This window comes from Betaproteobacteria bacterium (assembly GCA_016720925.1).
In the GTDB taxonomy this organism is placed as follows: Bacteria; Pseudomonadota; Gammaproteobacteria; order Burkholderiales; family Usitatibacteraceae; genus UKL13-2.
The window spans coordinates 181,415-196,553 of sequence record JADKJR010000007.1 but is presented as its reverse complement, the minus strand read 5'-3'; the positions used below and the strand labels follow the sequence as shown (position 1 = coordinate 196,553).

At 57.0% G+C, this 15,139-nt stretch carries 11 protein-coding genes and 1 pseudogene; 4 read left to right on the top strand and 8 right to left on the bottom strand.

Going from position 1 to position 15,139, the window contains the following annotated elements:
* Window positions 1–116: 116 nt before the first annotated feature.
* The 8 genes and pseudogenes from IPP88_12640 to IPP88_12605 form a co-directional block, all read right to left on the bottom strand.
* Window positions 117–806, bottom strand: coding sequence for an HAD-IB family hydrolase (locus tag IPP88_12640; GenBank protein MBL0123534.1), 690 nt, complete (start codon window positions 804–806; stop codon window positions 117–119).
* Complete coding sequence (locus IPP88_12635; GenBank protein MBL0123533.1) at window positions 803–2,176, bottom strand: aldehyde dehydrogenase family protein; 1,374 nt, start codon at window positions 2,174–2,176, stop codon at window positions 803–805. Before IPP88_12635 ends, IPP88_12640 begins: the two co-directional genes overlap by 4 nt.
* Window positions 2,177–2,190: 14 nt before the next feature.
* Window positions 2,191–3,330: an iron-containing alcohol dehydrogenase gene (locus IPP88_12630; GenBank protein MBL0123532.1), complete on the bottom strand. Its 1,140-nt coding sequence runs from the start codon at window positions 3,328–3,330 to the stop codon at window positions 2,191–2,193.
* Window positions 3,330–4,694 (bottom strand): glutamine synthetase, encoded by a 1,365-nt coding sequence (locus IPP88_12625; protein MBL0123531.1) that lies wholly within the window; start codon window positions 4,692–4,694, stop codon window positions 3,330–3,332. Before IPP88_12625 ends, IPP88_12630 begins: the two co-directional genes overlap by 1 nt.
* Window positions 4,695–4,762: 68 nt before the next feature.
* A pseudogene (locus tag IPP88_12620) lies at window positions 4,763–5,880 on the bottom strand (2-aminoethylphosphonate--pyruvate transaminase).
* A gap of 41 nt (window positions 5,881–5,921) precedes the next feature.
* Window positions 5,922–7,613, bottom strand: a complete 1,692-nt coding sequence (locus IPP88_12615; protein ID MBL0123530.1) for a putative 2-aminoethylphosphonate ABC transporter permease subunit — start codon at window positions 7,611–7,613, stop codon at window positions 5,922–5,924.
* 37 nt (window positions 7,614–7,650) lie between these two features.
* Window positions 7,651–8,742, bottom strand: a complete 1,092-nt coding sequence (locus tag IPP88_12610) for a putative 2-aminoethylphosphonate ABC transporter ATP-binding protein (GenBank protein ID MBL0123529.1) — start codon at window positions 8,740–8,742, stop codon at window positions 7,651–7,653.
* Window positions 8,743–8,747: 5 nt separating this feature from the next.
* Window positions 8,748–9,788: a putative 2-aminoethylphosphonate ABC transporter substrate-binding protein gene (locus tag IPP88_12605; protein ID MBL0123528.1), complete on the bottom strand. Its 1,041-nt coding sequence runs from the start codon at window positions 9,786–9,788 to the stop codon at window positions 8,748–8,750.
* Window positions 9,789–10,029: 241 nt separating this feature from the next.
* Between IPP88_12605 and IPP88_12600 the strand changes: the two genes are divergently transcribed.
* Genes IPP88_12600 through IPP88_12585 form a run of 4 tightly spaced genes read left to right on the top strand, consistent with a single transcriptional unit; the run spans window position 10,030 to window position 15,136 of the window.
* Window positions 10,030–10,815: a phosphonate utilization associated transcriptional regulator gene (locus IPP88_12600; GenBank protein ID MBL0123527.1), complete on the top strand. Its 786-nt coding sequence runs from the start codon at window positions 10,030–10,032 to the stop codon at window positions 10,813–10,815.
* Window positions 10,802–12,025: a phosphonoacetate hydrolase gene (phnA, locus tag IPP88_12595; GenBank protein MBL0123526.1), complete on the top strand. Its 1,224-nt coding sequence runs from the start codon at window positions 10,802–10,804 to the stop codon at window positions 12,023–12,025. The genes IPP88_12600 and phnA overlap by 14 nt, the downstream gene beginning before the upstream one ends.
* A complete protein-coding gene (gene phnY / locus IPP88_12590; GenBank protein MBL0123525.1) occupies window positions 12,022–13,473 on the top strand; it encodes a phosphonoacetaldehyde dehydrogenase in 1,452 nt (483 codons plus the stop codon). The genes phnA and phnY overlap by 4 nt, the downstream gene beginning before the upstream one ends.
* 16 nt (window positions 13,474–13,489) lie before the next feature.
* On the top strand, window positions 13,490–15,136 hold the full coding sequence (locus IPP88_12585; protein ID MBL0123524.1) for a Na/Pi cotransporter family protein: 1,647 nt from the start codon (window positions 13,490–13,492) through the stop codon (window positions 15,134–15,136).
* The last annotated feature ends 3 nt before the right edge of the window (window positions 15,137–15,139 follow it).

The window sequence follows — 15,139 nt, the reverse complement described above, 5'->3', positions numbered from 1 at the left end:
GCTTTGTCGTTCTTGCAGTCTGCCCCACTGTGTAATGATGTGCGAAATGGCAAAGTCCGCATCCAGCTTGCCGTTTGGCGGCAAAACGCCTGGAACGCCGCGCCAGTGCTAGACTTTCACTTTTCCCTGCGAAGCTGCAACGTCGGCCAACCCCGCGCCTTTACTTCTTGCGCTAGCTTCAGATCCGGGTCCACAGCAACCGGGTTTGCCACTGCCGACAGCAGCGGCAAGTCGTTAATCGAATCGCTGTAGAAGGTCGCTGCCTTGATGAGCGATTGCGACCAGCCCCTTGCGTCAAGCCATTGCGCCAGCCGGGTCACTTTTCCCTCGCGCATATTGAGTACGCCGACGGAGTTTCCTGTGAAGATGTCATCAACCGTCTCCACTTCGATTGCGATCAGATTCTCAATGCCGAGGTCGCGCGCCGTGAGTTCAGTCGTAAAACGATTGGTGGCGGTGGTAAGAATCAGCACGTCACCCAGTGCCCGATGGTTTTCAACGATGGCGCGTGCATCATCCGGGATGCGCGGCCGGATGGATGCATCGAAAAACCGGCGACGGAGTATTTCACCTTCGTGGCGCGCGATGCCTTTCAGCAGCGAGACGTAAAACGCGCAGAAATCCTGCGCGCTGGCCTGACCTGCACGATAACGATGTTCCATATCGGCGTTGGCGGCCGAAAACGTTGCCGCATCGAGCCGGCCCTGCTCGATCAGATAGTTACACCACAGCGCGTCGGTGTCGCCCGTCAGCAGGGTGTTGTCGAGATCGAAAAGTGCGAGCCGCCTGTTTCCGACTGCGGTCATGGCTGACGTAGATGCCAGGCCTTTGGCCGCGTAAACGCCTGAATGCCGTAGGTGGATAGCGTAAGTCCGATTCCCGAGTCGCCGCGCCCCGACCATGGCAGGCGCGGACTGACGCGGTCGCAGCAGTTCCAGTAGACCGAACCGGCATTCACGCGTGCAAGCAAGGCTTCGGCGGTTTTGACATCTCGGGTGTACACGCCTGCCGTGAGGCCGTAGCGGGTATCGTTCATGAGACTAACGGCTTCGTCGTCATCGGCGACACTTTGAATGCCGATGACGGGACCGAAACTCTCTTCGCGCATCAGTTCCATGTCGTGATTTACATCCGCCAACACGGTTGGTTCAAACCAGTTGCCGGGCTGGTGAATACGGTGCCCCCCCAGCAGCAAGCGAGCGCCCTTGCTCACGGCGTCCGCAACCTGGTGTTCAAGGACATCGAGCTGGGGAGCGCGGGTGATGGCGCCAATGTAGGTTGCGTCATCCATCGGGTCGCCGGACTTGAATCCCCGCACGGTCGAAACGAACGCATCGACGAACGCGTCATAGATGCTCTGGTGCACATAGATGCGTTCAACCGAACAACAGCTTTGCCCGGTGTTGTACATCGCGCCGTCGGCCAGCGATTCGGCGGCGTTCTTTACATCGGCGTCAGCACGGACGTATGTCGGATCCTTGCCGCCCAGTTCCAATTGCAAACGAATCATGCGCGGGCCAACAATCGTTGCGATCTTCATGCCGGTTGCGTAGGAGCCGGTGAAGTAAACACCATCCAGCTTCTGGTCGAGCAATGCGGCGCCAACCTCGCCTGAGCCGATCAGGGGAATGAAGACGTCTTTGGGAATCCCGGCCTCATGCAAAAGCCGCGCAATATGCCAGCCCGTAAGCGTGGCGAATTCAGAGGGCTTGTACAAAACAGCGTTCCCGGTGAGCAAGGCCGGAATGAATACGTTCCCGCCGACAAAATAGGGGTAATTCCAGGCGGAAATATTGCCGATCACGCCAAGCGGTTCATGGGTGATACGCTCCGTCATGCCGCTATCGCTCATCACCGTTTCAGGGCTGATCGCAGATTCCATTTCTGAGAGAAAGAAGTCGATACGGCCCAAGAGGCCGTTAATCTCGTTGCGGGATTGCTTGATCGGCTTGCCGACTTCCGAACTCAGGGTGTGTGCGAGTGAATCAATGCGCTCCAAAAGCAACGCGCGGAAGTGCACGATGCAGGCCTTGCGTTCCGCGAGCGGCGTAGACGCCCAGCGCGGTTGCGCGGCGCGCGCTTGCGCCGCTTTTTCCGCCACGCTGGCGGCGTCATCGGCGTCGACGTCAACAATTAGCGCACCCGTCGCGGGATTGAAAATGCTCAGTTTGTTCATAAGTCCAGTCTTGCTCAGAGAGCTTGCGTGAAGAGTCGTTCAAAATCGGCGGACGTACACGGCCGCGGATTGGTTTGATGGCAAATATCGCTCGTAGCAATTTTCACCAAACGCGGCATGTGTTCGGCTGTGACACCCGCCGCGGACAAGTTCGACGCGATGCCGACTTGTTGCTTGAGGCTTTTGAGCCACGGCACAAATGCAGCGCCACCCCCTTCGACGCCTGCAGCATGTGCAAGTTCGTCAAACTTTGCCGGCACCGCCTCAAAATTCCACGCCATTACCGTATCGATCATGAGCGCGTTGGCAAGGCCGTGATGTAAATCGCACACGGTCCCCAGTGCGTGCGCGCAGGAATGCACGGCACCCAGATCTTTCTGGAATGCGATGGCCCCCATCATGGAACTCATCATCATGTCGGCACGCGCATCAACATTGCCGGGTTCGCGAACGGCGGTCACCAGCGCACGCGCTGCAATGCGCGTACCTTCGAGTGCAATGCCGTCGCACAGCGGATGGTACGCAGGGGAAAGGTAACTCTCTACGTTATGGGTGAGCGCATCCATGCCCGTCGCCGCCGTGACATGCGCGGGCAGGCCGAGCGTAAGTTCCGGGTCGGCGAACACAGCTTTCGCCAGAATCTGCGGTGAGAAAATGACGCGTTTGACATGAGTGTCTTCTTCGCTGATGACACTGCTACGGCCAACTTCACTGCCGGTACCGGAAGTCGTGGGCAAAGCGATGAAGTACGGTAACGGTCGATTGATATCGCGCACCTGCGAATGATCCCAGACATACTCCATCACGTCGCCAGGGTGGGTCGCCATGAGGCCGACGACCTTGGCTACGTCCAGTGCGGCCCCTCCCCCTATACCGACAACACAATCAGCATTGTGGGTCTTGTATGCAGCAGCACCGTTCATTGCCTGGCTGCCGGTGGGATTGCCCCAGATACCGGCATATACGGCAGGGGACAATCCGTCGGCTTTCAACGCGGCCGGCATTTCCGCGATCAGTGGCAAAGCCGCCAGCCCTTTGTCGGTCACGATCAGCGGCCGCATCAAGCCCATGCTGCTCAAATGCTCGCCGACCAGCTTGCGGGCACCAGGACCGAAGTGAATGGTGGTGGGGAAGGAAAATTTGGTGATAGTCATCAGATGATCTCGAAGTAGCGTTTCAGTTCCCAATCGGTCACGCAATCCAGCCATTGGCGCCATTCCCATTCGCGGGTGGCGGCAAAGTGATCGACGAAATCATCCCCCAGCCAGTCGCGGGCAATAGCGGATTTCTGGAAATTGCGAGTTGCCTCAATCAGCGTGCGTGGCGCACGCGGAATATTCTCAGCTCCCTGATTAGTGCCCGTGATCGGAGGTGTCGTCAACTTCAGGCCCTTCTCAACGCCATGCAGCCCGGCGGCAATAACCGCGGCGACGGCCAGATAGGGATTGATGTCAGCACCCGGACAACGTGTTTCGAGGCGCGTGGCCTTGGGGCTGCCGGCGATGACGCGGAAGCTCGCGGTACGATTGTCCAGTCCCCACGTCGGCTTGACTGGCGCCCAGAAGCCGTCCACCAGCCGCTTGTAGCTGTTGATGGTTGGCCAGAACATCGGGGCAAATTCCATCAGACAGGCGACCTGCCCGGCAAGATAGCTTTCAAATAGCTTACTCATGGAACGGTCGTTCTTCGCGTCGTAAAACAGGTTCTTTTTGCCGTCAGACAGGCTCTGGTGAATGTGCCCGCTGCAACCGGGATACTGCGCACTCCACTTGGCCATAAAGCTCGGCATGATGCCGAAACTCGCGCCGATTTCTTTCGCGCCGGTCTTGAAGAGGATGGCGCGGTCGGCGGCTTCCAGCGCCTCGCTGAACATGATGGCCACCTCGAAAACGCCGGGACCGGTCTCCGTATGCAAGCCTTCAATCGGTACGCGGAACGCCAGCATTTCATCCATCAGCGCATTGAAATATTCCTGGCTGTGATTCATGCGCAGCAGCGAATAGCCGAACATGCCGGGAGTAATGGGTTCCGGGCCAACACCCTTTTTGGCCGCCCATGTCTGCGGCGTCTCGGCAAAATTGAACCACTCGAACTCGAGGCCGCACATGGGTTGCACGCCAAGTTTCTCCGCGTGCTTCAGCACTTTTCTCAAGACTTGCCGTGGACACGCGGGATAAGGGCTGCCGTCCGCTTTCACGAATTCACCCAGAAAAAAATCGACGCCGCCGTCCCAAGGCACTTGACGGTGCGTGTCGAGATCGAGTTTCGCATTGACGTCCGGAAACCCGTGTTGCCAACCCGTCAGCTTTGCATTGTCGTAACAGTTGTCGCTAGAATCCCAGCCCAGCACGACATCGCAAAAACCGAAGCCGCTCTCCGCAGCGCCAAAGAACTTGTCCTTGTGCAGGTATTTGCCGCGCAGGATGCCATCAATGTCCGATACGGCGACCTTCACCTTCGTCGCGCCAGACTTGTGGATCGCGTCAAGTGCGGGATGCGACTTACTTTTTGTGGCCATGACTTCTCCTGATTTTTTGCTCCGGCAACAATCGCTCCGGAATGCTTTGCTTGTTGAAACGCGAGCGGTCAGCCCGGCTGGCCATCTGCAATCCCCATCGCCCGCAATGAATCTGCCACCGCATTGACCGCTTGCTGAATTTCATTTCGACCAATTGCGCCGATGCAACCGACACGAAATGTTTCAAGCTTGGTAAGCTTGCCCGGATAGAGAATGAATCCCCGGTCCTTGGCGGCCTCATAAAACTTCTTGAACTGATAGCCGCAGGATCGGCTGGCGCGTGAAAAGTGACAATGATCGGTGCCTGAATTTCTGCGCGCAGGAAAGGCTTGAAACCTAGCGCTCCCATGCCCGTCACCAGTGTCTGATAGTTATCGGTGTAGCGCCCCAGGCGCGCCGGCTGTCCGCCCTCTTCCTCGAACTGGGCGAGCGCCTCGGCGAGGGCAGCTACCACATGAGTCGGCGGCGTAAAACGCCATTGCGTGGTCTTTTCCATGTACGCATGCTGGTCGAAGAGGTCCATGGCCAGCGAATGCGAGTTTCCCGCACACGCTTCCAAAACTGCCTTGCGAATGAATACAAAACCCATGCCTGGGACACCTTCCAGGCATTTGCCGCTGGCAGCAATCAAGGCGTCGAATTGCACTTTCCTGGCGTCAATGTCGATGGCCGCGAATGAACTCATGGCATCGATGATCAATCCTTTGCCGTGATGCTTGCACACATCACTGACGGCCTGCAACGGATTAAGCACACCGGTACCGGTTTCGCAGTGGATCAAACCGACATGGGTGATCGACGGGTCCTTCTGCAATCGGGCGTCGAGTTCTTCCGCAGATACCGGTTCGTCCTCGGCGCGCTCGAGGATTGTGGTGCGGCGCCCCATCAGCGTGGAGAGTTTCCCGAAACGTTTGCAGTAGGCACCGTTGTCAAGCACCAGCACGTGACCATGGCGCGGCACCAGCGTGGCGACCGCCGCCTCGACCGAGAATGTGCCGCTACCTTGTAATGGCACCACAACGTGTGATTCACTACCGTGAATGATTTCCAGTAGTTGCCGGCGAATGCGTGCCGTGATGGCGTTGAATTCGGCATCCCAGGAACCCCAGTCGCGAAGCATCGCAAGTTTGGTTCGCAGGCTCGTGGTGAGCGGCCCCGGCGTGAGGAGTATTCGATCGCGATCCATGACAACTTCCCTTTCTTCCTGTTCTTTCGACACAGTAATTTTTACGTTGACGCGGGTCGCCGCCAAGCCTGCGTATGCCGATTCACCAGCCAGCCAAATGCCATGAACAACAGCGTGGCGGTGGTTGACGCAGCGGCAATAAGCACAGCCATCGCAGCCGCGGCACCAATATCACCTGACTCGTCGAGGTTGAGAATTGCGATGGCCGCAACCTTGGTGTCGGGTGAATAGAGGAACACCACGGCAGAAATCGTGGTCATGGCATTGATGAAGAAATACCGGGCAATATCCAGCAGCGCCGGCGTGCAAATTGGTAACGTGACCCGCCAGAATGTCTTGTAAAACGGCACCTTGAGCGACGCCGATACGGCTTCAAATTCGGCGTCGAGCGATTTCAATGCCGTCACGGCAGTGAGGTGTCCCGTGGTGTAGAAATGGACGATTGTGCACATCACCAGCAAGGTAAGCGTGTGGTACAGGTTGTCTAAAGGGTTTTCTGCGCTATTGAAGAAGAAAATATATCCGAGGCCAAGCACCAGCCCCGGTACGGCCATCGGCATCAGCGCCAGTAACTGGACGATCGGACGCATCGCCTGCAAGCCGCGGGTTTTCTCGATGAGGTAGGCACCAACAAATACGATCGCCGTGCCGATTACCGCCGTCCCACTGGCTAGTTTGAGGCTATTGAGGAAAGCCATGCCAACCTCACCATCGACCAAGCCGAATACGTAATGTCGCAGGCTCATGGAAAGATCATACGGCCAGAATTTTACGAACGATGCAAAGATCGCCATTCCCAGCACCGAAAACATCCATGCGCCGACAAGTGCGCAGTAAAGCGTCATGGCAATGTCAAACCCGCGGCTCGGCGTCGGCGAAAACGGCACCGCACGCGCCGTCAGCATGGATGTCTGCTTACGCTGCACGACGCGATCGACGAAGAAAGTCAGCAACGCCGGCGCCAGCAGGATCAGGCCGACGACAGCGCCTTTCTGAAAATCCTGTTGTCCAATCACCAACTTGAAAATATCGGTGGCGAGCACGTTGAAATTTCCGCCGATCACCTTGGGAATGCCGAAGTCGGTCATGACCAGCGTAAAGGTCACCATGGCCGCGCTGATCAAGCCGTACTTGGCGCCTGGCAAAGTGATGGTAAAAAATTTTCGCGAAGCAGTTGTGCCCATCGCGTCGGCGGCCTCGTAAAGGCGTGCATCCGCCAATGAAAGCGCTGTGACAAGTATCATCAGCGCATGCGGGAACACACTAAAGATTTCCGACAGGACAATTCCCGGTGCACCGTAAATCGATGCGATGCCAACGGCCTTCATGGCGTCTTTGAGCATCCCTTGGTTCCCGAACCAGTACGTGAAGGATATGGCGGAAAGCAGCGATGGCGCCAATAATGGTGTCAGCGTTATGGTGCGGAACAGGCCCTTGAACGGCATGCAGCTTCGCGTAAGCGCATAAGCAAACAGGAAAGCAAATGGCACCGCTACCAGCGTGACCACGCAGGACACCCATATGCTGTTCCAAAGCGATTGTTTCAGCGCCGGCGTCTGCATGTAGGAAACAAAATTTTCCAGGCCGACGAATGCGCCATCCTTGCCTTCAACGCTCTGCATCAGGATCGCCGCCAGCGGCGCTGCCAAGAACACCAGCAGCACGAGCGCGATCAACAGCAGTACCGCATGTCCGATACGATCCGTCCAGTGCACACGTTGTGTGACGGGCATGGCGTTGACGGCATATGACTGGTTGACCGCGGACAATCTATGCTCCAAACATGCGCAAGCGTTCGGTCAGGATCTTGAGTTTGAGCTGGCTGCCGGCCTCAAGTCCATGCTCCGCCAGAAAATTAAGCGACAGGTAGACCGTGAGCGCCATGGGAAAGGCAATCGTGGAGACACGAACAAGGCAGTACGAACCGAGGAACTCCACTTTGTCGATCGACGCGTCAATCACGTTGGGATCCCCTTGCTCGATGGGGCGCGCAACGATATCTTCCGGGCGCAGATAAGTGCGAACCGCGCGGCCGACGTCGATACATTGTGTGCAGTCGAGTACATGGCCGCCCAGCTTGAGTTTACCGGGGGCCGTAATCATGCCTTCCAGCACATTCGCTTTGCCGACAAAATCGACCACAAACGACGAAGCCGGCTCGCGATAGATTTCCATCGGCGAACCCACCTGTTCTATCACGCCGTGATTCATGACGACGATGCGATCGGCCATGGAGAGCGCTTCTTCCTGATCGTGCGTGACCATGATCGTCGTAATGCCGAGGCGCTGCTGCAACGAGCGGATTTCCTGGCGCAAGCGCACGCGCTCCAGCGCATCAAGCGCCGACAAAGGCTCATCCAGCAACAGTAGTCCTGGTGACGTTGCGATTGCGCGTGCCAGCGCAATGCGCTGCTGTTGGCCGCCTGACAATTGGCTCGGAAATTTGCCGCCACTGCCCGGTAGTCCAACCAATTTCAGTAGTTCATTGACCCTTGTTCCGATATCCGCACGCGCCACATGCCGATTGACCAATCCGTAAGCAACGTTATCGAAAATCGTCAGATTGGGAAACAGCGCGTACGACTGAAAAACAATACCGTAATCACGGTTCGCCGGCGGCAGCCGCGATATATCACGTCCGGATTGCCGAATCGTGCCGGACGTCTGTACTTCCAGTCCGGCAATGATGCGCAGCAGCGTCGTCTTGCCACATCCCGACGGCCCCAGAAAACAAACGAACTCACCGCGATAGACGGTGAGTTCGATGTTTCTTAAAGCCTGGAAAGTGCCAAAGTCCTTATGAATGCCGGACAATTCAAGCGCGGGTACAGCGTTTGTTTTCGCGCGGTCCGTACCCGTCATCTTGATTACTTCTTTGGTTCAGATTTGCTGTCGTAGCGCTTGGTCCATTCGGCCAGTATTTTCTCGCGATTGTTGGCGGCCCATGCGAAATCCACGTTGACGAGGCGAGATTCATAATCTTTGGGAACATTTGCCAGCGGCTCCGCGACGCCAGGCACAGCTGTGATGGCGAAATTCTTGCCATACAACAAAGCGGCATTCTTGCTCGAGGCCCAGTCCGCCAGCTTTTTAGCCGCATCGAGTTTCTTCGTTCCCTTGTGAATAGCGAAAGATTCCAGGTCCCAGCCCAAACCCTCTTTTGGAAACACCAAGTCGATTGGCGCGCCTTTGGCTTTGTTGCTGTTGGCACGGTACTCAAAAGATATTCCCATCAGGTACTCACCGCTTCCGGCGAGCGTGCATGGTTTGGATCCGGAGTGCGTGTATTGCGCGATGTTCTCATGCAATCCGTCCATGAACTTCCAGCCGCCGCCCTTTCCATTGTCATCGCCCCATAGCGTGAGCCACGCGGTCACGTCAAAAAAGCCAGTTCCGGATGAAGCAGGATTAGGCATGACGATCTGTCCCTTATAAATTGGTTTGGTCAGGTCCTGCCAGGTTTCAGGCTTGGGTAGATTTTTCTTCGCCGCTTCAACGGTATTGAAGCAAATGGTCGCGCCCCAAACATCCATGCCAAACCAGGCGGGAGGATTTTTCTTGTCGCGGTATTTTGCCGTGATCGCAGCAAGATTTGACGGCGCATACGGCGCCAACATGCCATTTGAATCCAGCAACGCAAGGCTAGAAGCAGCGACCCCCATCACGGCATCGGCTTGCGGATTGCCCTTTTCGGCAAGCAACTTGGCGGTGATCACGCCGGTCGAATCGCGAACCCACTTGATCTCGATGTCCGGATATTCCTTGTTGAAGCCTTGCTCGTAAGCCTTCAGCTGGTCTGTTTCAAGCGCGGTATACACGAGCAACTGTGTTTTCTGTGCCCACGCCGCCGACGCCAACGTCAATCCCACAACGGATGCCAATGCGGTTTTTATCCAAGCGTATTTCATGCAAAACCCCTTTCGTTCGGACCAAAGTTCATGACTATGCGACAAAACCATGTCAGCACCGTGACAACGCCGCCATGACACGACGCATGCAAGTGCGCTAACAGGGGAAGTGTAAACGACAGCGAGAAATGCGTGCGGACGCGCTGAGGTAATTTTGAGTCTATCGATTCATCGATTCTGATGTCAACTGTTTTTTGTCGACTGTAGACAATCCATGGATATCGGGCTATTATTTATCGTAATGATTCCAGACACCGCACCAACTTCCGCTCATCCCACTATCACCCTGCTCCAGACCAGCTCGTTGGTCAACGTGGTGCACGGCGAACTGGAGCGCATGATTCTGTCGGGACAACTCGCGCCCGGCGAGAAACTGACCGAGTTGACCATTGCCGCCAAACTGGGTATTTCGCGGGGCCCCCTGCGCGAAGCTTTTCGCATGCTGGAGGAAGCAGGATTGGTACGCATCACCAAGAATCGCGGTGTTTTTGTACGCGATATCCCGGTCGAAGAAGCGATCGAGATTTTTGACCTGCGCGCAGCCATGGACGAGTTGGTCGGCCGCAAACTCGCGGAAAACATTACCCCGGCGCAATTGAAAGAAATTCGCGGCATGGTCGATGCGATGGAAAAGGCGGTCAAAGATAAAGACGCGTATCACTATCACCTGCTGAACCTTAAGTTTCACGATCGTTTGGTGGAATTGGCCGGCAACAGCAAACTGGCGGAGATTTACCGCAAGCTGATCAAGGAACTGTCGCTGTTTCGCCGGCTCAATCTTGAAGATGGTTGGTTAATGCCAATTTCAGCGGCCGAGCATCGGCTCATCGTCAAGGCGATCGCCTCGGGCGACGCGGACGCGGCTGGCAGGGCGATGTTCGAGCATGTCATGGACAGCAAGGCGCGCACCATCGAACACGACCTGCGCCAGCGATCCCGTACCCAAGTCGCACAGACGCCTGCACTTCCCGCCACCAAAGCCAAATCCGCATCCAAGACAACGAGGTCTACCCGTGCTCAAGGTTAACAACCGCTCGTACCAATTGCCGCAGCAACCGACTGTTGTCGTTTGCGTTGATGGCTGCGAACCGGAATACATTGCACAGGCCGTCGCACACGGACATATGCCGTGGATGAAACGTGTTCTGTCAACGGGAACTGCACTATGCGGTGATTGTGTGATTCCCAGCTTTACCAATCCCAACAACCTGTCTATCGTGACCGGTGTCACGCCCGCCGTTCACGGCATCTGCGGCAACTATCTCTACGACATCGACAGCGATACCGAAGTAATGATGAACGATCCAAAATGGCTGCGGGCGCCGACCCTGCTGGCGGCGCTTGCGGATGCCGGCAAGGCTGTGGTTGTCGTCACGGCAAAGGACAAGTTGCGCGAGTTACTGGGTCACAAGATGCGTGGGATCTGCTTTTCGGCGGAGAAGGCGGACCAAGTCACCGTGGCGAATAACGGCATCGCCGATGTACTGGGCCTGGTCAAGTTGCCGGTGCCAAGTGTGTATAGCGCGGCATTGTCGGAATTCGTGTTCGCCGCAGGTGTTGCGCTGATGAAGACGAAAAGGCCGGACGTGATGTATCTGTCGACCACCGACTATGTACAGCACAAGCACGCGCCAGGGACGCCCGATGCGGACCAATTCTATGGAATGATGGACGGTTACCTCGCGCAACTGGACGCGCTCGGATGCGTCATTGCGGTTACCGCCGATCATGGCATGAATGCCAAAACTTGGCTCGATGCAACGCCTGATGTGATCTACCTGCAGGATGTGCTTGACGACTGGCTCGGTGCAAGTGTCGCAAGGGTCATTCTTCCCATCACCGATCCGTACGTGGTTCACCACGGGGCTCTGGGCTCGTTTGCGACCCTCTATCTGCCAGCCACAATCGACAGTGGTGCTCTAAAAGGGCGCATTGCCGCACTACGTGGCATGGAAGGCGTCTATTCCCGCGCCGAGGCCGCGGAACGATTTGAACTGCCGCCCGACCGCATTGGTGATCTGGTGGTGGTTTCCGAGCGATCGACCGTCATCGGCACGTCAGTCGCGCGTCACGATTTATCCGCTCTCGACGTGCCGTTACGATCGCACGGCGGCGTTTCCGAACAGCGCGTTCCACTGATTCTCAATCGTCGCATCGACAAGCCGGTTACCGCGCGCCGCTGGAGAAACTTCGACGCCTTTGACCTGGCGCTTAACCTTGCGAAACCGGCGCAATGACCATGGACAGCGAATTCTTCAGGCGCGAGGGCATGCGCATCGCCGGCAAGATTGTCGGCGTTGATCGCAGTAGCGAGCGCAGTATCGCCATTTCAAATCCGCACACCGGCCAATGTATTGGCTCGGTACCCAAGGCGACTGCTGACGAGATTCGCGCTGCATTTTCGACAGCGGCGGCTTATCGCTCGCGCCTTACACGCTTCGACCGCGCCAATATCCTCGATCGCGCGGCGGCCATGGTTCGCATCAGAACCGCCGAAATCGCGGCCGTGATTACCGCTGAATCGGGTCTGTGCTTGAAGGATTCAACATATGAGGTGGGCCGGGTTGCCGATGTGCTCGGCTTCGGCGCAAATGAAGTACTGAAGGATGATGGGCAGATATTCTCCTGCGACCTGACGCCGCACGGCAAGAAGCGTCGGGTCTATACGCAGCGCGACCCCTTGCTCGGCGTGATCAGCGCCATCACCCCATTCAATCACCCGATGAACCAGGTGGCGCATAAGGTCGTGCCTTCAATTGCCACCAACAATCGCATGGTCTTGAAGCCGTCGGAGAAAGTGCCGTTCTCTGCCCTGCTGCTGGCTGATATTCTTTACGAGGCCGGGTTGCCGCCGGAAATGTTTTCCGTGGTCACCGGCGACCCTCGCGAAATTGCGGATGAGCTTATCACCAACGCGCATGTGGACCTGGTGACTTTCACTGGTGGCGTTGCCATCGGCAAATACATCGCGGGCAAGGCCGGTTACCGGCGCATCGTGCTGGAGCTGGGCGGCAATGACCCCATCATCGTGATGGAGGATGCCGATCTGGATGAAGCCTCGTCGTTAGCCGTGCAAGGTTCGTACAAGAACTCCGGGCAACGCTGCACCGCCATTAAACGCATGCTGGTGCATCAGCAGGTTGCCGATCAATTTACGGATCTGGTCGTTGAAAAGACCCGCTCGTGGAAATTTGGCGATCCCCTTGATGCCGTCAACGACATGGGTACGGTAATCGATGAAACGGCCGCGCGCATGTTTGAGTCTCGGGTCAATGAGGCAATCGCGGCAGGCGCACGGCTGCTGGTCGGTAATCAGCGACAGGGAGCGCTGTATGCGCCGACCGTCATTGATCAGGTGCGCCCGGAGATGACGATTGTTAGAGAGGAGACTTTCGGTCCGGTGTCGCCGATCATTCGATTTGCGAATATCGATGAAGCCATCCGCATTTCCAATGGAACAGCGTACGGACTCTCATCGTCAGTTTGCACTAACCGCCTCGATTACATTACGCGCTTCATCGCCGAGTTGCACGTCGGCTCGGTAAATGTGCGCGAGGTGCCCGGCTATCGTCTCGAGCTCACACCATTTGGCGGCATCAAGGATTCAGGCCTGGGCTACAAGGAAGGTGTGCAAGAGGCGATGAAGAGCTTCACCAATACCAAGACCTACTCGCTGCCGTGGTGAATGAGCATTATTTCTGATGCAGCATTTATTGAACCTGCTGGCGGCTATCGCGCTTCTCGTCTGGGGCACGCATATTGTGCGTACCGGCATTCTGCGCGTGCTCGGCGGCAATCTCCGGCGGGTACTTTCAAATAGTGTTCGCCATCGAATGAGCGCGGCGGCGGCAGGACTGGGCGTTACCGCGCTCGTGCAGAGCAGCACCGCCACCGGGCTGATTGTCTCCTCCTTCGTCGCGAACGGCGTGATCACGCTGGCGTCCGCGCTGGCGATCATGCTCGGCGCGGACATTGGCACCAGCCTGATGACGGTGGTATTTTCCTTCGACCTCTCCTGGCTGTCACCATTGCTGATTTTCTCCGGTGTTGTCCTGTTTATCTCTCGCCAGGGCACCACGACCGGCCAGGTGGGCCGCGTCCTGATCGGCATCGGACTCATCATCCTTGCATTGCAGCTCATCGTGCAGGCAACCCATCCGCTGATGCAGTCGGCCAGTGTCAGACTGATGTTGACTTCGCTGACCAGCGATATTCTGCTGGACATGACGGTGGGCGCGGCGCTCACACTGTTGGCGTATTCCAGCCTGGCCATCGTGTTACTGACGGCGACACTTGCCGCCTCGGGCGTGGTGCCGCTGGATGTTGCGCTGGGCCTCGTACTGGGCGCCAACCTCGGCAGCGGCCTCCTCGCGATGATCACCACCGCGAAGTCACCCGTTGAATCGCGCCGCGTGCCGCTGGGCAACTTTATCTTCAAGCTCGCGGGATGCCTCGCGGCGGCCCCCTTCATTGGCCTGCTCATTCGCGAGATACCCGCGCTTTTCAACCACCCGCAACAGGCCGTTGTCATGTTTCACCTCGCCTTGAATACGGCGATTGCAATGGGATTCCTGATGTTTACCCAATCCATGGCACGGCGCCTGGAAGCCTGGTGGCCGACGCCGGACAAGCCCGGTAGGAGCGGTCGTCCGCGCCATCTCGATCCGGTCGCCTTGGCAACGCCGTCGCTGGCAATCTCATGCGCAGCCCGCGAAGCACTCCACCAGGCCGATGTTGTTGAAACCATGCTCAACGGCATCCTGCCTGTGATCAGGGACAACGACCTGAAGATGGCAGGGGACCTGCGCAAACTTGACGATACGGTCGACGAACTGTATTCGGCGATCAAATATTACATGACCAAAATCTCGCGCGAGGCGCTCGAAGAAAAAGAGAGCCGCCGCTGGACCGACATCATCTCGTTCACCATCAACATGGAGCAGATTGGCGACATTGTTGAACGCGTCCTGATAGATATCGAGGACAAGAAAATCAAACCGCAGCGCAATCTGTCCGATGCAGGAATGGCAGAAATTTGCGAACTACATGCCCGGCTGGTCGACAACCTGCGGCTGGGAATGGGCGTATTCCTGAATGGCAACCTGCGCGATGCGCAAAAGCTGCTTGAAGAGAAGGCACGTTTTCGTGATTTGGAGCGCAGCTACGCGAGTGCCCATCTTGAACGACTGTCCGACAATACGACGTCCAGCATTGAGACCAGTTCACTGCATATCGACCTGATCAGCGAGTTGCGGCGCATTAATTCGCTGATCTGTTCGATCGCTTATCCGATCCTTGAGTCCGCCGGCGTGCTCGCAGCCAGCAGACTCAAGACAAGTGATAACTAAGTC